22 protein-coding genes are annotated in these 19,871 nt (G+C 68.0%); 9 read left to right on the plus strand and 13 right to left on the minus strand.

Annotated features, from left to right (window positions below; translation table 11 throughout):
• Positions 1-12: 12 nt before the first annotated feature.
• Genes ACF8O7_RS25575 through ACF8O7_RS25590 form a run of 4 tightly spaced genes read right to left on the minus strand, consistent with a single transcriptional unit; the run spans position 13 to position 1,558 of the window.
• Positions 13-639 carry a hypothetical protein gene (locus ACF8O7_RS25575; protein WP_392444615.1) on the minus strand — a complete coding sequence of 209 codons (627 nt, stop codon included), beginning with the start codon at positions 637-639 and terminating at the stop codon, positions 13-15.
• A complete protein-coding gene (locus tag ACF8O7_RS25580; RefSeq protein WP_013801570.1) occupies positions 636-851 on the minus strand; it encodes a helix-turn-helix transcriptional regulator in 216 nt (71 codons plus the stop codon). Before ACF8O7_RS25580 ends, ACF8O7_RS25575 begins: the two co-directional genes overlap by 4 nt.
• Positions 852-854: 3 nt before the next feature.
• A complete protein-coding gene (locus tag ACF8O7_RS25585) occupies positions 855-1,013 on the minus strand; it encodes a hypothetical protein (RefSeq protein WP_016449238.1) in 159 nt (52 codons plus the stop codon).
• Positions 1,010-1,558, minus strand: a complete 549-nt coding sequence (locus ACF8O7_RS25590) for a DUF2975 domain-containing protein (RefSeq protein WP_016449239.1) — start codon at positions 1,556-1,558, stop codon at positions 1,010-1,012. Before ACF8O7_RS25590 ends, ACF8O7_RS25585 begins: the two co-directional genes overlap by 4 nt.
• Before the next feature lie 57 nt (positions 1,559-1,615).
• Between ACF8O7_RS25590 and ybaK the strand changes: the two genes are divergently transcribed.
• The 7 genes from ybaK to ACF8O7_RS25625 all read left to right on the plus strand — a co-directional run bounded on the left by ybaK (position 1,616) and on the right by ACF8O7_RS25625 (position 10,530).
• Positions 1,616-2,110 carry a Cys-tRNA(Pro) deacylase gene (gene ybaK / locus ACF8O7_RS25595; protein ID WP_017404114.1) on the plus strand — a complete coding sequence of 165 codons (495 nt, stop codon included), beginning with the start codon at positions 1,616-1,618 and terminating at the stop codon, positions 2,108-2,110.
• 168 nt (positions 2,111-2,278) lie between these two features.
• Complete coding sequence (plsY, locus tag ACF8O7_RS25600) at positions 2,279-2,959, plus strand: glycerol-3-phosphate 1-O-acyltransferase PlsY (protein WP_016451416.1); 681 nt, start codon at positions 2,279-2,281, stop codon at positions 2,957-2,959.
• A 98-nt stretch (positions 2,960-3,057) separates the two neighbouring features.
• A complete protein-coding gene (locus ACF8O7_RS25605) occupies positions 3,058-4,590 on the plus strand; it encodes a DUF4178 domain-containing protein (RefSeq protein WP_016449241.1) in 1,533 nt (510 codons plus the stop codon).
• Between the two features lie 18 nt (positions 4,591-4,608).
• Positions 4,609-4,827: a DUF350 domain-containing protein gene (locus ACF8O7_RS25610; RefSeq protein ID WP_016449242.1), complete on the plus strand. Its 219-nt coding sequence runs from the start codon at positions 4,609-4,611 to the stop codon at positions 4,825-4,827.
• A gap of 187 nt (positions 4,828-5,014) precedes the next feature.
• Positions 5,015-7,159, plus strand: a complete 2,145-nt coding sequence (locus tag ACF8O7_RS25615) for a TonB-dependent receptor (RefSeq protein ID WP_392444617.1) — start codon at positions 5,015-5,017, stop codon at positions 7,157-7,159.
• A gap of 87 nt (positions 7,160-7,246) precedes the next feature.
• Positions 7,247-8,791, plus strand: coding sequence for a polyamine aminopropyltransferase (locus ACF8O7_RS25620; RefSeq protein ID WP_034363641.1), 1,545 nt, complete (start codon positions 7,247-7,249; stop codon positions 8,789-8,791).
• Positions 8,770-10,530, plus strand: coding sequence for an FAD-dependent oxidoreductase (locus ACF8O7_RS25625; RefSeq protein WP_392444620.1), 1,761 nt, complete (start codon positions 8,770-8,772; stop codon positions 10,528-10,530). Before ACF8O7_RS25620 ends, ACF8O7_RS25625 begins: the two co-directional genes overlap by 22 nt.
• Positions 10,531-10,575: 45 nt before the next feature.
• Here ACF8O7_RS25625 and ACF8O7_RS25630 read toward each other — a convergent pair whose 3' ends face one another.
• The 3 genes from ACF8O7_RS25630 to ACF8O7_RS25640 are packed head-to-tail and all read right to left on the minus strand — an operon-like array spanning position 10,576 to position 12,793.
• Positions 10,576-11,565, minus strand: a complete 990-nt coding sequence (locus ACF8O7_RS25630; RefSeq protein WP_016451420.1) for an HD-GYP domain-containing protein — start codon at positions 11,563-11,565, stop codon at positions 10,576-10,578.
• A 40-nt stretch (positions 11,566-11,605) separates the two neighbouring features.
• Positions 11,606-12,271 (minus strand): TIGR02281 family clan AA aspartic protease, encoded by a 666-nt coding sequence (locus ACF8O7_RS25635; protein ID WP_016449247.1) that lies wholly within the window; start codon positions 12,269-12,271, stop codon positions 11,606-11,608.
• A gap of 36 nt (positions 12,272-12,307) precedes the next feature.
• Positions 12,308-12,793 carry a YajQ family cyclic di-GMP-binding protein gene (locus tag ACF8O7_RS25640; protein WP_012206580.1) on the minus strand — a complete coding sequence of 162 codons (486 nt, stop codon included), beginning with the start codon at positions 12,791-12,793 and terminating at the stop codon, positions 12,308-12,310.
• Positions 12,794-12,897: 104 nt separating this feature from the next.
• Between ACF8O7_RS25640 and murB the strand changes: the two genes are divergently transcribed.
• The gene (gene murB / locus ACF8O7_RS25645) at positions 12,898-13,998 is read left to right on the plus strand and encodes a UDP-N-acetylmuramate dehydrogenase (protein ID WP_016449248.1); all 1,101 of its coding nucleotides are present in this window, start codon (positions 12,898-12,900) and stop codon (positions 13,996-13,998) included.
• Positions 13,999-14,099: 101 nt separating this feature from the next.
• Here the strand turns inward: murB and ACF8O7_RS25650 are convergent, their stop codons facing one another.
• Together ACF8O7_RS25650 and ACF8O7_RS25655 are read right to left on the minus strand one after the other, a co-directional pair.
• Complete coding sequence (locus ACF8O7_RS25650) at positions 14,100-14,462, minus strand: SPW repeat protein (protein WP_016451422.1); 363 nt, start codon at positions 14,460-14,462, stop codon at positions 14,100-14,102.
• A gap of 98 nt (positions 14,463-14,560) precedes the next feature.
• Positions 14,561-15,430: an MBL fold metallo-hydrolase gene (locus ACF8O7_RS25655; RefSeq protein WP_017407584.1), complete on the minus strand. Its 870-nt coding sequence runs from the start codon at positions 15,428-15,430 to the stop codon at positions 14,561-14,563.
• Positions 15,431-15,567: 137 nt separating this feature from the next.
• Between ACF8O7_RS25655 and ACF8O7_RS25660 the strand changes: the two genes are divergently transcribed.
• Positions 15,568-16,467, plus strand: a complete 900-nt coding sequence (locus ACF8O7_RS25660) for a LysR family transcriptional regulator (RefSeq protein WP_016449251.1) — start codon at positions 15,568-15,570, stop codon at positions 16,465-16,467.
• A gap of 230 nt (positions 16,468-16,697) precedes the next feature.
• Here the strand turns inward: ACF8O7_RS25660 and argG are convergent, their stop codons facing one another.
• The 4 genes from argG to ACF8O7_RS25680 form a co-directional block, all read right to left on the minus strand.
• Positions 16,698-18,032 carry an argininosuccinate synthase gene (argG, locus tag ACF8O7_RS25665; protein ID WP_016449252.1) on the minus strand — a complete coding sequence of 445 codons (1,335 nt, stop codon included), beginning with the start codon at positions 18,030-18,032 and terminating at the stop codon, positions 16,698-16,700.
• Positions 18,033-18,152: 120 nt separating this feature from the next.
• On the minus strand, positions 18,153-18,470 hold the full coding sequence (locus ACF8O7_RS25670; protein WP_012206574.1) for a pyrimidine/purine nucleoside phosphorylase: 318 nt from the start codon (positions 18,468-18,470) through the stop codon (positions 18,153-18,155).
• Between the two features lie 127 nt (positions 18,471-18,597).
• Positions 18,598-19,338, minus strand: a complete 741-nt coding sequence (locus tag ACF8O7_RS25675; protein WP_016449254.1) for a glycine zipper 2TM domain-containing protein — start codon at positions 19,336-19,338, stop codon at positions 18,598-18,600.
• 127 nt (positions 19,339-19,465) lie between these two features.
• Positions 19,466-19,843: an ArsC family reductase gene (locus ACF8O7_RS25680; RefSeq protein WP_016449255.1), complete on the minus strand. Its 378-nt coding sequence runs from the start codon at positions 19,841-19,843 to the stop codon at positions 19,466-19,468.
• Between the last annotated feature and the right edge of the window lie 28 nt (positions 19,844-19,871).

Here is a 19,871-nt window from a genome sequence, read left to right on the forward strand (position 1 = left end):
GGCTCTGCGCCTTCAGCGGCTGCACTCGCCCTTGAGCGCAGCGGCCGCCAGCATGGGCAGGCTCAGCAGGCCCATGCCGCCGCCCTTGAACTCGCCCTTCATGCAGTCGCCCTGGGCGGCCTCGCGCATGCCGCTGGCCAGCGGGTCCTCGCGCTGCGCAGGGATCTGGGGCCTGACCAGGCCCTGCCGGGCCGCCGACTGCACGGCCTCGCGGCCTGCGGCCGAGTCCAGCAGGCGGCCCATGGCCCTGGCGCTGCGCGCGGCGTCCGGAGCGGCCTCGGTGTCGGCGAGCACAGGCGCTTGCGCGGCGGCTGTCGCGGCCTGCTCCGTGGCCTTTGCAGCCCCTGCGCTTTGCCTTGATGGCGGTGCGACGGCGGCGGTGTCCGGCCGTCGCGTAGGCGCGGGCGCCGGTCCGGGCCGGGCAGCCACTGGAGCAGGAGCAGGAGAGGGGGCCGGCGTGGGCGTCGGCATCGGCATCGGCGTCGGCGTCTCGACCCAGACCACCTGAAGGCGGTGCGCCTCGGCCTGCCCGCTGCCGGGCCGCGCATTGTCCGGGGCCAGACCCTGCCACAGCAGCGCCCCATGAAGCAGCAGCGACAGCAGCAGGCCCGCGATCAGCCGCAGCCGTCCGCTGCTCAAGCCTCGGGCCCTGCCACCCATTCCAGCAGGTCGCCGGGCTGGCACTGCAGTGCCTCGCAGATGCGCTCCAGCGTGTCGAAGCGCACGCCGCGCACCTTGCCGCTCTTGAGCAGGGAAATATTCTGTTCGGTGATGCCGACCATCTCGGCCAGTTCGCGCGAGCGCATCTTGCGGCGCGCCAGCATCACATCGAGGTGGACGATGATGGGCATGGTTCAGTCGCCATCCCGGAATCGGTTGGCGTCGCGAAGGAAGATCACCAGGGTCAGCAGGAATAGGCCCAGCAGCACCAATGCGGCCTCGTACAGGTGCAGCGAGAGCGGGCGCTGGCCGGGGAGCACCATGAGGTGGATCGTGATGGGAACGCCGCTCATACGAATCCCGCGTTCTCGTCGGCGATGCGCCGCGCCTGCAGCATCACATGGGCGATGGAGACCAGCACCACGCCGAGCAGGACCAGCAGGCCATCGTGCCAGTACAGGCCCAGCGTGACGAAGCGCTGCCCTGGCGGATTGCCCATGCTGGCCGCCACCGACATCAGCGCGCGCGTGAAGGGCAGGGCCAGCGCGCCCGCCAGCACCGTCCAGGCAAAGCGCATCAGGGCGTGCTGCGCCTGCTGGCCGAAGACACGGCCCTGCAGGTACTCGCCGAACAGTGTCCACAGCTGGCGCAGCGCATACAGCCCGCAGCCCACGGGCAGCAGGCTGACCAGTGCGGTGCGCCAGCGCGCAGCCATGTCCAGCGGCTGGCCGGGCGGCATGCCCAGCAGGCCTTGCGCCTGGCCCGAAAGATCTTGCGGCGACAGCAGGGCGGCTGCCGGCAGGGCCAGCAGCGCGACGGCACCGAGGGCAATCAGGATGCGCGCCGCCTGGGAGTGGCGCCTGAGGGCGTTGCCCGCGGCGTGGGGCGTATAGTTCATGGCACAGCCTTGTATTGATGAATCGATAAAAAATTATTGTAAAACGATAAAAAATTCATGTCCAAGAAAAACTCTCATGTCAGCGAGACACCGGCCACGCAGCTGCTGCGCGCCCACAAGGTGGAGTTCACCGAGCATCCCTATGAGTACCTGGAACACGGCGGCACCGAGCACAGCGCGGCCAGCCTGGGCCTGGACGAGCACATGGTGGTCAAGACCCTGGTGATGCAGGACCAGGACGCCAGGCCGCTGATCGTGCTCATGCATGGCGACTGCAAGGTCTCCACCAAGAACCTGGCGCGGCAGATCGGGGCCAAGAGCGTGGAGCCCTGCAAGCCCGAAGTCGCCAACCGCCACAGCGGCTACCTGGTCGGCGGCACCTCGCCCTTCGGCACGCGCCGCGACATGCCGGTCTATATCGAAGAGAGCATCCTGGCGCTGCCGCGCATCGCCATCAACGGCGGGCGCCGGGGCTTTCTGGTGCAGCTGGACCCGCAGGTCTGCGTGCGGCTGCTGGATGCACGGCCCGTGCACTGCGCGCTGGCAGAATAGATGCCCTGAAGAAATGAACACGACTTGCGCACACGGGAAGGCGGCCGCCGCCTCCACCGGGTTCGCGCAGGTCCTGATGAAAAACATGTGTCGGCGATCAGGGAGGGCGGGCCATCAGGGCCGGCCGGATCGCGCGCCGGCGCTCCACAGACCGGCCAAGGACTTCAATTGAACGCGCTCTACCCCCTTCTCGCCACCGTGGCGGCCTACCTGATCGGCTCGCTGTCGTTCGCCGTCATCGTCAGCCGGGCCATGGGCCTGAATGATCCGCGTACCTATGGCAGCGGCAACCCCGGCGCCACCAATGTGCTGCGCTCCGGCAGCAAGGCGGCAGCGGCCGTCACCCTGCTGCTGGACGCCGCCAAGGGCTGGCTGCCCGTGGCCCTGGTGCAATGGTTCGGCAGCCGCTTCGGCATGGGCGACGGCACGGTGGCCATGGTGGCGCTGGCTGCCTTCCTGGGCCACCTGTACCCGGTGTTCTTCCGCTTCAAGGGCGGCAAGGGCGTGGCCACTGCCCTGGGCGTGCTGCTGGGCATCAGCGTCTGGCTGGGCCTGGCGGTGGCGCTGACCTGGCTGATCATTGCCGTGTTCTTCCGCTATTCCTCGCTGGCGGCCCTGGTGGCCTCCGTGTTCGCCCCCGTCTACTACCTGCTGTGCAGTGGCGTGGTCTGGTATGCCGAGACACCGATTGCCGCCGCCATCGTCGCCATGGCGGCCCTGCTGATCTGGCGCCACCGCGAGAACATCCAGCGCCTGATGGCCGGCAAGGAATCCAGGCTGGGCAGCAAGAAGGCCGACCCGGCAGCCGCCGCGGCCAAGCCCGGCACGGCCAAAGGCAAGCCGCATTGACCGTCGCCGCCGCGCTGCGCACCACGGGCGCAGCTTGCGTGCGGGGCGTGGCCGGCCGGTCACGCTCCAGGCCCTCTCTTCACTGACGACTCTCTCACATGGCATCCAGTCCATCGCAGCGCGTGTACCGCGCACCATGCCCCGGCTGCGGCGCGCCCGTGGAATTTGCCAGCGCCCAGGCCAGCTATGCCGTCTGCGAGTTCTGCCGCAGCACCGTGGTGCGCCAGGGCGATGTGCTGCAGCGCCGTGGCTCCATGGCCGAGGTCTTCGAGGACTACAGCCCCCTGCGCATCGGCGCCACGGGCCAGATGCTGCGCAACGGCAAGCCCGAGCACTTCACCCTGGTCGGGCGGCTGCAGCTCAAGAGCGAGGCGGGCGCCTGGAGCGAATGGGTGGCCGCGTTCAGCGATGGCGCGCTGGGCTTCCTGAGCGAGGACAACGGCCAGTTCGTCTGGTCCTGGCCCTGGGAGGCCGAGGCCCTGCGCAACGGGCCGTTCAAGGCCTCCGACTGGCTGCTGGGTTCGCAGCGTGTGCTGGGCGGCAAGAGCTTCACGGTCAGCAGCGTGCAGAACGCGCGGCTGGTATCGGCCCAGGGCGAGCTGGCGCAGCTGCCCGAGCCCGGCACACCGTACCGGCTGGTGGAGCTGCGCAGCGAGCAGGGCCAGGTGCTGTCCGTGGACTTCTCCGTCCAGCCGCCCGCGCTGAGCCTGGGCGAGCGCGTGGTGCTGGACGACCTCAGGATGCAGGGGCTGCGCGACGGCGCCTCGCTCAAGGGTGAGCAGGGCCGGCACTTCAACTGCCCCAAGTGCGGCGCTGTGGTGCCCGTGCGCTTTTCCACCACCAAGAGCCTGAGCTGCCCCAGCTGCGGGTCGCTGGTGGACCTGAGCCAGGGCATTGGCAAGGAATTGGCCTATGCGGAACAGAACGAGCCCGTGCGCCCGGCCATCCCGCTGGGCAGCAAGGGTGTGCTGGAAGGCCAGCAATGGCAGGTGGTGGGCTTTCAGCACCGCATGGGCCAGGAGCCTGGCGACGACGAGAGCTTTGGCTGGGAGGAGTACCTGCTGTTCAACCAGAAGGCCGGCTTCGCATTCCTGGTCGATTCCTCCGATGGCTGGAGCATGGCCCGCGTGACCACGGGCGTGCCCAAGCTCTCCAAGAACCGCAGCACGGCCAAGTACATGGGCCGGCAGTACCAGCTTGAATCGCGCTACACGGCCGAGACCACCTACGCCCTGGGCGAGTTCTACTGGCCCGTGCAGCGCGGCCAGACCACGCGCAATGTGGACTATGTGAGCGCAGGCGCGCAGAACAAGGCCTTCCTGGCCAGCGAGACCGAGAGCGGCGAGACCACCTGGTCGCATGGCAGCGCCGTCTCGGCCACCACGCTGGCAATGGCCTTCGGCCTCAAGCAGTTGCGTGACCGCTCGCAGGTCGGTGTGATGTCGGGCAGCCGCTTCGGGCTGTGGACCATCATCATCGGGCTGCTCATCCTCTGGCTGGTGTTCGTCACCTTGCGCGGCTGCGCATCGCGCCCCAACTGCGACCCCAATACCGACGCCAACTGCAACAGCTACACCCGCAGCAGCGGCGGCTCCTGGGGTGGCTACACCTCGGGCGGCAGCCACAAGTAAACAACGGAGAAACTGATCATGAACTTCGACTGGCTCAACCCCGCCGCCTTCTTCGGCTCGATCCTCTATGCGCTGGTGGGCGTGGTGGTGTTCTGGCTGTGCTTCTTCATCATCGACAAGATCACACCCGTGGACATGTGGGCCGAGATCGTCGAGAAGCACAACAAGGCGCTGGCCATGGTGGTGGCCGCCATGTGCCTGGGCATCAGCATCATCGTCGCTGCCGCCATCCACTGAACGGGGCCGCCTGGCCCCCGCATTCCCCATCTCCTGCCGACACGCAGCCCGCCTGAAAAGGTGCGGCTGCGCTGCGCATGGCGGCGTTGCTGCGTTGCAACAAATTCCTTGTTGATAGTGAGTTTGCAAATGATATTCGTTTGCATTCTAAATAAAATCGCCCCCTTCATTCGAAGAGAGGGTTTCCATGACAGACCATCAAGCTGCCCGCATGGCAAGGCTTTCAGTGGGTGTGACCGCTGGCATCATCACCACCGCGCTGGCGGGCGGGGTCCATGCCCAGGAGGCCGCTCCAGCCGATCCGGCCCTGGCACAGACGCAGACGCATCCTCAACAGGCCCACACCCTGCCCACGCTGCAGGTCAACGCCTCCCAGTACGACCCTGACGACGTGCGGCCCGAAGGCGTGACCACGGCGACCAAGACCTACCTGGCGCCCAAGGACATCCCGCAGACCATCGACACGCTGGAGGTCAACAAGTACAAGAGCTACGGCATCAACGACCTGGCCACCATGCTGGACGGCGTTCCCGGCGTGAACACCAGCTATGACATGCGCGGCGAAGGCGTGTACATCCGAGGCTTCAAGGCCGACGAGAGCGACATCTACCGCGACGGCGTGCGCGAGAGCGGCCAGGTACGCCGCAGCACCGCCAATGTGGAGCGCATCGAGATCCTCAAGGGCCCGGCCTCGGTGCTCTATGGCCGCAGCGCGGGCGGCGGCGTGGTCAACATGGTGAGCAAGCAGGCGCGCTTCGACGCCAAGAGCAGCATCACGCTGCGCGGCGGCTCCTGGGACAACGTGGGCGGCACCATCGACATCAACCGCGTGCTCAACGAGAACGTGGCCGTGCGACTGACGGCCGACCGCGAGCAGGCCCACAGCTTCCGCGAAGGCATACGCAACCGCAACGAGATGGTCTCGCCCAGCATCCTGGTGGACTCGCGCACGGGCTGGCGCTGGACCGGCCAGTACACCTATGACAACGTCTGGCGCGTGCCCGATCGCGGCCCGGTCTACGACCAGCTGCCGGCCGGTGTCTCCATCCGCAAGGGCTTTGCGGCGCCGGGCGACTATGTGGAAGACCGCCTGCGCGTGCTGCGCTCCGACCTGTCCTACGACTTCAACAACCGCTGGAGTCTGCGCTGGGTGGCCAGCAAGCGCGAGGCCAGCCAGGATTTCGACCACTACTTCGCCGGCACCTATCGTGCCGCCACCGGCAAGATCACGCCCAACTACGCCTGGCAGCAGACCCGCAACACCACGCTGTCCAACACGCTGGACCTGACGGGCAAGTTCAGCACGGGCAGCATCAAGCACGACCTGCTGGTGGGCCTGGAGGCCAGCGAGGAAGAGCGCGCGCCGCGCGTCGGCCAGCCCGGCAGCACCTTCGCCTATGACCCGTTGCAGCCCATCGTCTGGCCCAGCCGTCCGGCGCAGGGCAAGCCGACCCAGGACAACTATCACAAGGGCAAGGGCCAGGCGCTGTACATGCAGGACCTGGTCAGCCTGACCGAGCAGTGGAAGCTGCTGCTGGGCCTGCGCTACGACAGCTATGACTTCCAGAGCACCAACAAGATCGCCAACCTCACGCGCAAGACCGACGGCAACGGCTTCAGCCCGCGCGTGGGCGTGGTGTGGCAGCCGGTGCGCGAGCACAGCTTCTATGCGTCCTGGAACAAGAGCTATTCGCCCTATGGCGGGCGCGGCATCCTGACCGTGGAAACCGCCGTGGGCGCGGTGCCGGACGACGAGCCCCAGTACTCGCGCCAGTCCGAGGTCGGCGTCAAGAGCGACTGGCTGGGCGGTGCGCTGTCCACCCAGGTCTCCGTCTACCAGCTGGAGAAGTACAACATCCGCTATCGCCCCGATCCCGAGAATGATCCCTACACCTGGGCCATCCGGGGCAAGGACCGTTCGCGCGGCATCGAGTTCAGCGCGGCCGGCCGTGTGGCCGGTTCCTGGTATGTGCGCGGCGGCGTGGCCTTCATGCAGGCCAAGGTGGCTGAAGACGCGCAAAATCCCGCCAACGTGGGCCTGTACCTGCGTGACACGGCCAAGCGCAACGGCAACCTGTTCCTGCGCTATGCGCCCAAGGGACCCTGGTATGGCGAAGTCGGCGTGACCTACACGGGCAGCCGCTTCACCAACGCCGCCAACACGGCCCTCCTGCCCGGCTACTCGCGCTGGGATGCGCTGGTGGGCTGGCGCCAGGACGCCTGGACCGTGACCGTGGCCCTGTCCAACCTGTTCGACAAGCAGTACTGGCGCTCCAGCTCCATGCCGGGCGCACCGCGCAGCGTGCTGGTCAGCGCCAACTACCAGTTCTGACGGAACCCCCAGGAGGCGCGCGGCGCCTTCTCCCGTTGCACGGCGCCTCTCGCGCACACGGGGGGCGCATCGCGCACAATACCGGCCGTGCAAACCTCAGCCTCTCTTGCCGGCGCGCAGCCGGCGCGCCCCATCGACATCGCCCTGCTGGTCAGCGTCTTCGTGATCGCGGCCTGCGGCCTGCTCTATGAGTTGGCTGCGGGCGCGCTGGCTTCCTATCTGCTGGGCGATTCCGTCCTGCAGTTCTCCACCATCATCGGCAGCTACCTGTTCGCCATGGGCATAGGCTCCTGGCTGTCGCGCTATTTCGAGGACCACCTGCCTGCGCACTTTCTGCGCATCGAGCTGATGGTGGCCCTGATCGGCGGTGCGTTGCCGGCCACGCTGTTCATTGCCAATGCCTACGCGCCCGGCGCGTTCCGGTTCCTGCTGTACGGCATGGTGCTGGTGGTGGGCACGCTGGTGGGGCTGGAGATTCCGCTGGTGATGCGCATCCTCAAGCGCAATGTGACGCTCAAGGACCTGGTGTCCCAGGTGCTGACCTTCGACTACCTGGGGGCGCTGGCCGTGTCGCTGGCATTTCCGCTGCTGCTGGTGCCCAAGCTGGGCCTGGTGCGCACGGGGCTGCTGTTCGGCTTCATGAACGCGGCGGTGGCGGTCTGGGCACTGCTGCTGTTTCGCCATGAACTGCGGCGCCCGCGCGCCCATGCCCTGGCCTGCGCGGCCGTGCTGGCCCTGCTGGGCACGGGCATCTGGGGCGCCGACCATCTGACGCGCCTGGCCGACGACCATTTCTACCAGGACCGCATCGTGCTCTCCAGCAGCTCGCCCTACCAGCGCATCGTGGTGACGCAGGGACGCCAGGGCGCGCGGCTGTACCTCAATGGCAACCTGCAGTTCGCGCAAGGCGACGAGTACCGCTACCACGAGGCCCTGGTCCACCCCGTGATGGCCGCGCATGGCGCGCCCAAGCGCGTGGCCGTGCTGGGCGGCGGCGACGGCATGGCCGTGCGCGAGGTGCTCAAGTACCCCTCGGTGGAGTCGGTCACCCTGGTGGAGCTGGACCCGGCCATGACCGACCTGTTCAAGGACAACGCCATGCTGCGCCGGCTCAACGGCGATGCGCTCAGCGATGCGCGCGTGCGCATCGTCAACACCGATGCCTTCCACTGGCTGCAGCAGGGCGGAGACACCTTCGACGTGGTCATCGTCGATTTCCCCGACCCGACCAATTTCGCCATCGGCAAGCTGTTCACCAACAGCTTCTATGCCTTGCTGGACAAGCGCCTGGCCGCCAGCGGCTACGCCGTGGTGCAGACCACGTCGCCCCTGATCGCGCGCAAGAGCTACTGGACCGTGGTGCAGACCATCGAATCCATCGGCCTGCAGGCCACGCCCTACCACGCCCATGTGCCCAGCTTTGGCGAGTGGGGCTTCGTCATCGCCAGCCACCGGCCCTGGCGCGAGCCCGATGCACTGCCTGCGGGCCTGCGTTTTCTGAGCGCGCAGACCATGGCGCTGATGTTCGACTTTCCGCTGGACATGGCGCGTGTGCCGGCCGAGGTCAACCGCCTGTCCAACCAGGTGCTGGTCAATACCTACGAACGCGAATGGGGCAGGGTGGAGCGTTGAGCCCCGACCGCCCGTCTTTGTGGAGCCGGCGCCAATGGCTGCAGGGCCTGGCCGGCGGTGCGGCCGCAGGCCTGGTCGGCTGCACGCCAACGCCGCCTCGTCTGGAAGACCTGCCTGGTGGCTTCATCGGCGTGGCGCTGGAGCGCGGCCATGCCTTGCGCGCGTTCTGGCAGCGATTGGGCCAGGGCCTGGCGCTGCCGGCGCCGGCCGTGGTGCACCGCGCCAACGTGGTGATTGCCGGTGGCGGCATGGCAGGCCTGGCCGCCGCGCGCGCACTGGAGCTGGCGGGATTGCAGGGCGTGGCCCTGCTGGACACGCAGCAGGCCATGGGCGGCAACAGCCAGGGCGGCAGCATTGCGGGCCTGCCCTGTCCGCTGGGTGCCCACTATCTGCCCCTGCCCGGCGACGATGCGGCCGAGGTGCAGGACTGGCTGGAGGCCCTGGGCCTGCGCCAGCGCCGCGCAGGCCGCTGGCAGTACGACGAGCGCCATCTGTGCCACAGCCCGCAGGAGCGCCTGTTCTGGCAGGGCGCCTGGCATGAGGGCCTGCTGCCCGTCGATGGCGTGGCGCCGCGCACGCTGGAGCAGTCCGAACTCTTTGCGCGCAGCGTGGCCCAGGAGATGGACAGGGCGCCCTTTGCCATGCCGTCCATCCGTGTCTGGCAGCGCCAGGGCCGGCTGCCCGCCGCCCATGCCGCGCTGGACGGCCAGACCATGCAGGCCTGGCTGGCCAGCCAGGGCATCGATGATGCGCAGCTGATCTGGTATCTGGAGTACTGCTGCCGCGACGATTTCGGCGCGGGCCTGGCGCGGGTGTCGGCCTGGGCAGGCATTCACTATTTCGCCAGCCGCCACGGCTTCTCGGCCCCGCGCCGCCAGGATGAGCGCACGCCCGAAGACGCGGGTGATGCCGTGCTGACCTGGCCCCAGGGCAATGGCTGGCTGTCGCAGCAACTGGTGGCCGGGCTGGGCTCCACCGACCTGCAGACCGATTGCAGCGTGCTATCCATTGCCGAAGGTGCCGACGGTGTGGAGATCGACGTCTACCACCACGGTCGCCAGCAGCACGAGCGCTGGCTGGCCGCGCGCTGCGTCGTGGCCCTGCCCAGCTTCATCGCGGCACGCGTGGTGCGCGATGCGCCGGACTTCCTGCGCGCGGTGGCGGGCCGGCTGGACTGGGCGCCCTGGCTGGTGGCCAACATCCATCTGCAGCGGCCGCTGGCCGACCGGCCCGGCGCCGATCCGGCCTGGGACAACGTGCTGTTTGCCGATCCGAATGCGGGCGGCCTGGGCTATGTGGACGCGGGCCACCAGGGCCTGGACCGGCTCACGCCCCGGCCCACGGTGCTCAGCTACTACCAGGCGCTGGGCGACTGGCCTGACGGGCGTACGCAACTGCTGGGCCAGCCCTTCGGCTTCTGGCGGGACCGCATCGTCGGCAGCCTGCTCGTCCCCCATCCCGACCTGCTGCACAAGGCCACGCGCATGGAGATCACGCGCTACGGCCACGCCATGGCCATACCCCGGCCCGGTGACCAGCAGCTGCTCAGCCAGGTGGCGCTGCAGTCGCTGCACCGGGGGCGCAGCGCGCTGTGCGCCGGCGAGCGCGTGGCCCTGCTGCCCACGCCGGGCACGCGCCGCCTGTGGTTCGCGCATTCCGACTGGGCCGGCTACTCGGTACTGGAGGAGGCCTTCACGCGTGGCCACCATGCGGGCCTGTGGGCTGGCGCGCGGACCTGACACGGGCCGCGGCGCCGGTGTCGCGCGCTTCAGGCGCCAGATCGGTCAGACAGGCCCGGGCATCTGCACCATGCGGTACAGCGACTGGCTGCCGCGTGCGGCCAGCACGCCCAGCTGGGCCAGCGTGCGCGGGTCCAGCTCCAGCGTGATGGCGGCGCGCGCCAGTGCCGAGCGGATGCGGGGGCCGTCCTCGCCTTCATGGATGACGGGCGGATACAGGCTCGCGCCGTCGGCGCCGATCACGCTGGCCACCAGCGGCGGCTGCGGCGGCTCGCCACGGCGCAGCACCACGGCGATGTCACCGTTGTCCAGCCGCACATAGGTGCCCGGCGGGCACAGGCCCACGGCGCGCACCAGCGCGAAGCCCACCTCGTCGGAGTAGCGCTGCTGCTGGGTGAGCGCGCGCAGCGACTCGGCGGCGCTGCGGCCTTCGCGTGACTTGCGCGGGCTGATCAGGGCGGCGTAGCGGTCCACCGTGCCCAGGATGCGGACCAGCCGCTGCACGGGCGCCAGCGTGGACAGCGGCTGCTGCGGCACGGCCTCGTGGTGGTGGCCCACCAGCTCCAGCCACAGCGCATCGTTGACGAACAGCCGCGCCAGCAGGGCCTGGCTGTGCAGCGGGTGGCGCTGTACGGCCTGCTGCTGGGCGGGGGTCAGCGGCTCGCGCTGCAGCGCCAGTTCGTCCTGCAGCGCGTTCATGCCGATGTTCATGGTCAGTGCGCCATACACCAGGGTGCGGTGTTCGGACTCGTCCAGGCGCAGCTCGCGCGCCAGCACATGGCACAGGCAGGCGCAGACCAGGGCATGGGAGGCGCTGTAGCCCACGGTGGACGAGCAGGCGCGCTGGAACATCAGGTACAGCGCGGCATCGCTGTCGTGGGCGATCAGCTCCTGCAGCCACAGGTCGATCTGCTGCAGCTTGACCAGGAAGCCCTGCACCTGCAGCGGCGCGGACAGCAGCACGGACAGTGCGGCCTCCAGGTCGGACCACAGGCCCAGCAGGTCTTCGTAGGAATCGTCGGGGCGTCGGCTCATCGTTGGCGGGGTGCGGGAAGCGGGGCGCATGCAGGCCGCATCAGCGCCGCTCCAGCACCATCTCGCTGCCCTGGCGGGTCATCTGGACGTGGGCAAGAAAGCTGTTGCCCAGCAGCACATAGGGCATGGGAAGAGGGGCGACCACGGCGTCCACACCGAAGACCTCGACATCGCCCACGCGCACCGAATCCAGCCGCAGGCGCCAGCCCTGGGCATCGCCGTTGGCGGTGCGCATCATCACCGGCTGGCCCTTGAGAAAGGGCAGGCCCATGCGTTCGGCGTCGGACCGGCCGATGGCGACCGAGCTGGCGCCCGTGTCCACCATGTAGACCATGGTCTTGCCATTGATCTGGCCGCGTTCGATGAAGTGCCCCCGGTTGTCGGCCTTGAGCACCACGCGCCGGCCGAGCGCGGGATCGCCCGCCGCCGCGCCCCGGCCGCCCAGGCTGATGGGCGCCTCGCCCAGGCGCAATGTCTGGCGGCGGCCCTTGATTTCCACCTCGGCCGTGTCGCCCGATACCTGCAGCACGCGTACGTCCTGCAGGCTGTCGCCCGCCGCCAGCGCGCGCGGCGTGCCGCCGTCTATGACCAGCAAGGCCTTGCTGCCCAGCACGCCGCTGAGCGCCACGGACTGCGCCGTCGCCGATGGTGGAGCCAGCGCGGCCGCTGCGGCCAGGCTCAGAAGTACGGCACGTAGGTGGCGCATGGGGTGGCTTGTGGCGCAGAGGCGGGTGCCAGGCGATCAGTCGCGGAAGTTGTTGAAGGACAGGGGATGGTCGGCCAGGTCCTTGCGGATCAGGGCCATGGCGGCCTGCAGGTCGTCGCGCTTGGCGCCGGTGACGCGCACGGCGTCGCCCTGGATGGCGGCCTGCACCTTGAGCTTGCTGTCCTTGATCAGCTTTTGCAGCTTCTTGCCCAGCTCGGCCTCGATGCCGTTCTTGACCTTGATGGTCTGCTTGAGCTTGTCGCCGCCGATCTTCTGGGCCTTCTGGATGTCCAGGAAGCGCACGTCCACGCTGCGCTTGGTCAGCTTGTTGCGCAGGATGTCCTCGACCTGCTGCAGCTGGAAGTCGGCATCGCCGAACAGCGTGATTTCCTTGTCCTTGAGCTCGATGGCGGCCGAGGTGCCCTTGAAGTCGAAGCGTGTGCCGATTTCCTTGGCGGTGTTCTCCACGGCGTTCTTCACTTCGACGAAGTCGGCTTCGCACACGGTGTCAAAAGAAGGCATGGCAAATATTTCCTGTAAATGTTCTGAAAAAGTACCGCAGCGCGCGGCCGGGCGATGCGGGCGCGGGGCCGGCGGCGCAGGGAGGCGGTGCGACAATCCGGTCGATGTTAGTCGAGAAAAATGTTCCGCTGCAGCATTGCAACAGCTTCGGCATCGCCGCCCGTGCCCACACCCTGGTGCGCGTGCGCAGCGACGAGGACGTGCGCCATTTCCTGGCCGATCCGCTGTGGGGCCGCCAGCCCGTGTTCGTGCTGGGCGGCGGCAGCAATGTGGTGATCACGGGCGACGTCGATCCCGTGGTCCTCAAGATGGAGATAGCGGGCATGCGCCTGCTGCGCGAGACCGATCGCCACTGGATCGTCGAGGCCGGTGCCGGCGAGCGCTGGCACGACCTGGTGGCCTGGACCCTGTCGCAGGGCTACGGCGGCCTGGAGAACATGGCGCTGATTCCCGGCACCGTGGGCGCGTCGCCGGTGCAGAACATCGGCGCCTACGGATTGGAGCTGCAGGACCGGTTCGAGTCGCTGGATGCCATCGACCTGGCCACGGGGGAGTCCTTCACGCTGGATGCCGCGCAATGCGCCTTCGGCTACCGCGACTCGGTGTTCAAGCATGCGCCGGCCGAGCCCACGCCCGTGGCGCGTGCGCGCATGAGCGGCGTGCCGCCGCGCGGCATGGGCCTCAAGGGCCGCGCCGTGATCACGCGCGTGCGCCTGGCCCTGCCCAAGGACTGGAAGCCCGGCCTGGGCTACCTGGACCTGCAGCGCCGCCAGGCCGAGGCGGGCGTGGCCGAGCCCACGGCCCGCCAGATCTTCGACTGGGTGTGCGAGATCCGCCGCGCCAAGCTGCCCGATCCGGAGCACATCGGCAACGCGGGCAGCTTCTTCAAGAACCCGACGGTGACGCCCGAGCAGTGCGCCGACATCATTGCGCGCGAGCCCCGCATCGTGCACTACCCCATGGACGACGGCTCCATCAAGCTGGCCGCCGGCTGGCTGATCGATGCCTGCGGCTGGAAGGGCAAGTCCATGGGCCGCGCCGGGGTGTATGACAAGCAGGCCCTGGTGCTGGTCAACCGGGGCGACCGGCACAGCGTGGACAGCAGCGTCACGGGCGGCGAGGTCATGACGCTGGCCGGAGCGATACAGACCAGCGTCTACGAGCGATTCGGCATCCGCCTGGAGCCCGAGCCCGTCGTGGTCTGAGCGGCCTTGGGCGGTCCTTGGGCGGTTCTTGAGGGGCACGGCGGCAAAAAAACAGCGGCCCGCAGGGCATTGCCGCCTGCGGGCCGCTGCGCATCAGCGCCTCAGTGGGCGGAGTGACTGCGCCAGTCCATATAGTCCTTGTCGGTCATCAGCACCCACAGCGCGAGCACCAGCACCACGATGCCCGACACCACGGCATTGCGCATGGCGTCCATCTGGCCGGCAAAGCCCAGCACCCAGGGCGAGATCACCATCCACAGTCCCAGCAGGCCTTCGGTCCATTCCTCCCACGCGCGGGGCATGAAGATGGCTCCCAGCGCAGCGGCAATCAGCGCCAGTCCGATGACCACGCCGTTGGCCGTGGGCGCCATCTGGTCCTGGAACCCCAGCACCCAGGGCGAGACTGCCAACCAGACTCCCAGCAGGACGTTGAGCGGGTCCTGCCAATGCTTCATGTATTTCATGGCTGCACCTCCTGCCGCCACGACGAATGAGGGCGGCAGCTGGTTGGATCAAGGGCGCAGCATGCAGGTTCCATGAGGATTTTTGCGAAAGTGCATGCTTACCATGGCATCTCGCCCTTGTTCACCTTGGCGCCGATGTCCAGCGACAGCGCCATGCCGGCCTGCGGGTAGGCCTGCTTCATGGCACCGATCAGCTCGGCGCTGTTGCCCGCCTTGGCGGCGGCGGCCTCGAAACGCTGGAGATAGTCGCGTGTATAGGCGATGGCGCTGGCGTCCATGGCCGTGCCGGCCTGCATGTGGCCGGGCACGACGACAGCGGGCTTGAGGGCCTGCATCTCGTCCAGCTGCGCCAGCCAGGCCTTGCGCTCGGCGCTCTTTTGCGTGTCCGCCGTCCAGACATGCAGGTTGCCGAACACGCCCACGTTGCCGACGATGGCCTGCAGCGCAGGCACCCAGACATAGGGGCGGTGGGCCAGCGGGCCGGTGGTGCCGCGCAGCTCCAGCGCCTGGCCGTCCACCATCACCGTATTGCCTTGCAGGGCCTCGGGCAGCACGGGATGGCTGGGGGCGTTGGCGCCCATCTTGGGGCCCCAGAAGGCCAGCTTGCCCTGCAGCTTGGACTCGATCTTCTCGCGCACGGCCGGCGTGGCCACCACCTTGGCCTGCGGGAACAGGCTCTTGAGCACCTCGGCGCCGAAGTAGTAGTCGGGGTCGGCATTGCTGATGAGGATGGTGGTCAGCTGCTTGCCGCTGTCCAGCACATTGGCGGCAATGCGCAGGCCGTCGGCGCGGGTGAAGCCGCTGTCCACGACCACGGCCTCCTTGGCGCCGGTGATCAGGGTGGAGGTCACGGCAAAGCTGTGTTCGTCGGCCTGGTAGACCTTCATCTGCAGCGGGGCGGGCGCCTGGGCGTGGGACAGGCCGGCCGACAGGGCCAGGGTGAGCGAAAGCAAGGTGGTGCGAAGCATGTCGATTTCCTTTGAAAAAAGCACAAGACAGAAACGGGTGGCAGCGCCGTGCTGCCATGGGTGGTACTTTAGTTTTTGAAATAGAGCAGATAAACGGCAGAATATGCGCTTGTTTGTTGCAGAAATCGAGCATATCCATGGACCGATTGCTGGCGATGCAGGTGTTTGCCACGGTGGCCGAATGCGGCAGCTTCACGGCGGCGGCCGAGCGGCTGGACCTGTCGCGCGCCATGGCCACGCGCCATGTGGAGTCGCTGGAGCAGTGGCTGGGCGCGCGCCTGCTGCACCGCACCACGCGCCGTGTCTCGCTCACCGATGCCGGTGCGCAGTGCCTGCGCTACAGCCAGCAGATGCTGGCCCTGGCCGATGAGGTGCAAGGCGAGATGCGCGCCGGCGACAGCCAGTTGCGCGGCCTGCTGCGCGTGACCTGCAGCATGTCCTTCGGCCATGCGCAGATGGCGCCGGCCATTGCGCAGTTCATGCGGCTGCACCCGCACCTCAAGATCGACCTGCTGGTGGACGACGGCGCGCTGGACCTGGTGCAGCAGCGCATCGACCTGGCCATACGCATCAGCGCCGATCCGGGCGCCGCACTCATCGGCCGGCCGCTGGCCGTCTGCGAATCGGTGCTGGTGGCCTCGACCGCCTATCTGGATGCGGCTGGCCGGCCGCAGGCACCGGCCCAGCTGCAGGCGCACCGCTGCCTGGGACACATGCGCGTGGGGCGCAATGTCTGGCAATTGACTCGCCGTGACGATGAAAGCGATGAGCAGCAGATCGCCGTCACCACCTGGTTCAATGCCAACGAAGCCACCGTGCTGGCCGCCGCTGCCGTCGAAGGCGCCGGCATTGCCTTGCAGCCAACCTACCTGGTCCAGCCCATGCTGCAAAACGGCCAGCTGGAGCTGGTGCTGCCCGACTGGCGCCCGCAGCCGCTGACCGTGCATGCGCTGTACAGCTCGCGCCGCCATCTGCCGGTGGCCGTGCGTGCGCTGCTGGATTTTCTCGTGCAGCGTTTCGAGGGCGCGCACTGGTAGCCGGGGCGTAAAAAAGCCGCCTTGCGGCGGCTTGTGGGATGCAAGTGTGCGATTTTCTGGCCCATGGCGTCGCGTGCTTGGCGGGCGCGTCCCATGCCAGGGACGCCGAGCAAGGGCCTACGCCGGCCGCGCCGCCCCGCAGCGAGGGCGTCGTCCCCCTCCCTCGCGAAGCGAGTAGAGAGGCGCCGTGCAACGGGGGGAAGCGGCGTCAGCCGCTCAGGGGGTGTAGGTCATTCCTTGCCGCCCAATTGGGGCAGGGCGGTGCTGGTGCCCAGGGACAGCAGGCCGGCCTTGGCGTAGATGGCCAGCTTGTCGCGGGTGTCCATCAGGTCCAGGTTGCGCATGGTCAGCTGGCCGATGCGGTCGGCGGGGCTGAAGGGCGCGTCCTCGACCTTTTCCATCGACAGGCGCTCGGGCGCGTAGGTCAGGTTGGGCGATTCGGTGTTCAGGATGGAGTAGTCATTGCCGCGGCGCAGCTCCAGCGTCACGGTGCCGGTCACGGCGCGGGCCACCCAGCGCTGGGCGGTTTCGCGCAGCATGATGGCCTGCGGGTCGAACCAGCGGCCCTGGTACAGCAGGCGGCCCAGGCGCAGGCCGTTGATGCGGTACTGCTCGATGGTGTCCTCGTTGTGGATGCCGGTCACCAGGCGCTCGTAGGCGATGTGCAGCAGGGCCATGCCGGGGGCCTCGTAGATGCCGCGGCTCTTGGCTTCGATGATGCGGTTCTCGATCTGGTCGCTCATGCCCAGGCCGTGGCGGCCACCGATGCGGTTGGCTTCCAGGAACAGCTCCACGGGATCGGCGATTTCCTTGCCATTGAGGGCCACGGGGCGGCCTTCTTCGAAGGTCACCGACACTTCCTCAGCCTTGACCTCGACCTCGGGCTTCCAGAACGCCACGCCCATGATGGGGTTGACGATGCGGATGCCGCTGTTCAGGAACTCCAGGTCCTTGGCCTCGTGCGTGGCGCCCAGCATGTTGCTGTCGGTCGAGTAGGCCTTCTCGGCGCTCATCTTGTAGCCGAAGCCTTCCTTGGTCATGAAGGCCGACATCTCGGCGCGGCCGCCCAGCTCGTCGATGAAGGTCTGATCCAGCCAGGGCTTGTAGATCTTCAGCGCGGGGTTGGTCAGCAGGCCGTAGCGGTAGAAGCGCTCGATGTCGTTGCCCTTGAAGGTCGAGCCGTCACCCCAGATGTTGACGTCGTCTTCCTTCATGGCGGCCACCAGCATGGTGCCGGTCACGGCACGGCCCAGGGGCGTGGTGTTGAAATAGGTGATGCCGCCCGTGGAGATGTGGAAGGCGCCGGCCTGGATGGCGGCAATGCCTTCGCCGGCCAGCTGCGCGCGGCAGTCGATCAGGCGGGCCTGCTCGGCGCCGTACTCCATGGCCTTGCGGGGGATTTCGTCGTAGTCGGCCTCGTCGGGCTGGCCCAGGTTGGCCGTGTAGGCGTAGGGCAGGGCGCCCTTGTTCTTCATCCAGCGCAGGGCGGCGCTGGTGTCCAGGCCGCCCGAGAAGGCGATGCCGACCTTCTGGCCGACGGGGACGTTTTGCAGGATGGTTTCCATACGATGCTTCTCTCAATAACGATGGCGGCTGGCGTGCGGGACGCGGCTGCCGGAAAACACGGAAGGCGTCTGGGCGCCGTCAGGTCGAATGCGTCGGTCTGCCCAGGCGCTCAGGCGCTCTTAGGCGTAGTGGCAGATGTAGTGGTAGGCCTCGGTCACGCGGATGTCGAACTTGGAGTTCGCAGGCACCTGGAAGGACTCGCCGGCCTTGGAGGTCAGCCACTGGTCCGAGCCGTCGAGCTTGTACTCGCAGGAACCGGCCACGCATTCCATGATCTCGGCGGCGGCCGTGCCGAAGGTCAGCTGGCTGGGCAGCACCACGCCGGCAGACTTCTTCGTGCCATCGGCCAGCGTGAAGCCGTGGCTGATGCATTTGCCGTCGAAATAGACATTGGCCTTGGTGGTCAGGGTGATGCCAGAGATGGTTTCGGTGGTCATGGAAGCTGGGCAGAGGGTGGACTAAACCGCCCATTTTAGGCCAGCACCCGGCCGCTGCCCGTACGTGCTGGCCGCCGCCATGCAAAAAGCCCCTTGTCGGGGCTTGCGGGGCGAGCGCATGGCGGCCTCAGCGGCGCCAGCCGTGGCGGTAGCCGCCGCGCCAGCCGTGATAGCTGGGGCGCGAGGCGTAGTACACGCCGGCAGCAAGGGCTGCTCCAATCACCACGGGGGCCACATAGTCACCGGCCGAATACACGGGCTGCACAGGCTGGGGGGCGTAGTAGCCACCGCCGTCGTAGTAGTTGTTCTGGTAGACCACGGGCGGCGGCACGGGTGCGGTGGAGTACGCGGCCTGGGGCGGCTGGTTGGTGCCGTAGTAGCCGTTGCTGCCATAGGCCGCGCTGTTGGCGGCGGGCTGCACGCTCAGCGCGATCCAGTCCCCGGGCGGCGTGGTGGTGCGCGTCGTGTAGTTGCGGCCTGCGTACTCGTAGACCACGTCATAGGCCACGGCGCGGTTCTGGTAGTAGGTCTGGGTGGTGCAGTTGCGCACCGTCTGGTACTGGGGCTGGCCCGTGGCCTCGGCCTGGTTGCCCAGCATGGCGCCGCCGATCACGCCGGCCGCCGTGGCGGCCGCGCGTCCGCCGCCATGGCCGATGGCGTTGCCGACCACGCCGCCCGCCAGGGCACCCAGAACGGCGCCCGCGCCCGAGGTGCGCTGGCCGGTATAGACGTTTTCATCGCGGCAGACCTGCTGGGGCACGGCCACCTGCTGGGTCACCGGGGTCACCGACAGCACCCGGCCTTGCTCCTGGGCCAGGGCCACGGTGGCGGTCGTGGCCGCCAGCGTCAAAAGAACCAGGGATTTCATGATTGCACTCCTGTTGCGCTGGCGGTATTTCCTGCCAGGCTCCATGCAAGTGTATTCCTCGGGCCTGGAAAGCAGTTTGCGGTCGCGTAAATCCACGTAATAAGCTGTTCCAGGCCTGATGGCAGAGTCAGCGCTTGCCCCCGTGGGCCATCTCTGCCCAGGCGTCGGGCGCAAAACCCACGGTGATGCGTCCCTGCGGCCATTGGACGACCGGGCGCTTGATGACGCTGGGCTGCTGCTGCATGAGGGCTGCGGCACCGGCCGCATCCTGGGCGGCGGCCTGGGTGTCGGCATCGAGCTTGCGCCACGTCGTGCCCTGGCGGTTGAGCAGCTTTTCCCAGCCGACAGCCTGCATCCAGGCGGGCAACTGCTCGGCGGGAACACCCTGTTTCTTGAAGTCGTGGAATTCGTAGGCGATGCCCTGGTCGGTGAGCCAGGCGCGGGCCTTCTTGACGGTGTCGCAGTTGGGAATGCCGTAGAGCGTCACAGTGTTTGCAGTGGTCATGATTGGTTGCAGTTGCCGCAGTCAATGG

This window comes from Delftia sp. WSY_16 (assembly GCF_043104415.1).
Taxonomy (GTDB): Bacteria; Pseudomonadota; Gammaproteobacteria; order Burkholderiales; family Burkholderiaceae_C; genus Comamonas; species Comamonas tsuruhatensis.

Bases quoted from the DNA above. Each gene is read 5' to 3' on its own strand.
- ACF8O7_RS25580 (WP_013801570.1), bottom strand. From the start codon at position 851: ATGCCCATCATCGTCCACCTCGATGTGATGCTGGCGCGCCGCAAGATG.
- ACF8O7_RS25585 (WP_016449238.1), bottom strand. From the start codon at position 1,013: ATGAGCGGCGTTCCCATCACGATCCACCTCATGGTGCTCCCCGGCCAG.
- ACF8O7_RS25590 (WP_016449239.1), bottom strand. From the start codon at position 1,558: ATGAACTATACGCCCCACGCCGCGGGCAACGCCCTCAGGCGCCACTCC.
- ybaK (WP_017404114.1), top strand. From the start codon at position 1,616: ATGTCCAAGAAAAACTCTCATGTCAGCGAGACACCGGCCACGCAGCTG.
- ACF8O7_RS25605 (WP_016449241.1), top strand. From the start codon at position 3,058: ATGGCATCCAGTCCATCGCAGCGCGTGTACCGCGCACCATGCCCCGGC.
- ACF8O7_RS25610 (WP_016449242.1), top strand. From the start codon at position 4,609: ATGAACTTCGACTGGCTCAACCCCGCCGCCTTCTTCGGCTCGATCCTC.
- ACF8O7_RS25615 (WP_392444617.1), top strand. From the start codon at position 5,015: ATGACAGACCATCAAGCTGCCCGCATGGCAAGGCTTTCAGTGGGTGTG.
- ACF8O7_RS25625 (WP_392444620.1), top strand. From the start codon at position 8,770: ATGGGGCAGGGTGGAGCGTTGAGCCCCGACCGCCCGTCTTTGTGGAGC.
- ACF8O7_RS25630 (WP_016451420.1), bottom strand. From the start codon at position 11,565: ATGAGCCGACGCCCCGACGATTCCTACGAAGACCTGCTGGGCCTGTGG.
- ACF8O7_RS25635 (WP_016449247.1), bottom strand. From the start codon at position 12,271: ATGCGCCACCTACGTGCCGTACTTCTGAGCCTGGCCGCAGCGGCCGCG.
- ACF8O7_RS25640 (WP_012206580.1), bottom strand. From the start codon at position 12,793: ATGCCTTCTTTTGACACCGTGTGCGAAGCCGACTTCGTCGAAGTGAAG.
- murB (WP_016449248.1), top strand. From the start codon at position 12,898: ATGTTAGTCGAGAAAAATGTTCCGCTGCAGCATTGCAACAGCTTCGGC.
- ACF8O7_RS25650 (WP_016451422.1), bottom strand. From the start codon at position 14,462: ATGAAATACATGAAGCATTGGCAGGACCCGCTCAACGTCCTGCTGGGA.
- ACF8O7_RS25655 (WP_017407584.1), bottom strand. From the start codon at position 15,430: ATGCTTCGCACCACCTTGCTTTCGCTCACCCTGGCCCTGTCGGCCGGC.
- ACF8O7_RS25660 (WP_016449251.1), top strand. From the start codon at position 15,568: ATGGACCGATTGCTGGCGATGCAGGTGTTTGCCACGGTGGCCGAATGC.
- argG (WP_016449252.1), bottom strand. From the start codon at position 18,032: ATGGAAACCATCCTGCAAAACGTCCCCGTCGGCCAGAAGGTCGGCATC.
- ACF8O7_RS25670 (WP_012206574.1), bottom strand. From the start codon at position 18,470: ATGACCACCGAAACCATCTCTGGCATCACCCTGACCACCAAGGCCAAT.
- ACF8O7_RS25675 (WP_016449254.1), bottom strand. From the start codon at position 19,338: ATGAAATCCCTGGTTCTTTTGACGCTGGCGGCCACGACCGCCACCGTG.
- ACF8O7_RS25680 (WP_016449255.1), bottom strand. From the start codon at position 19,843: ATGACCACTGCAAACACTGTGACGCTCTACGGCATTCCCAACTGCGAC.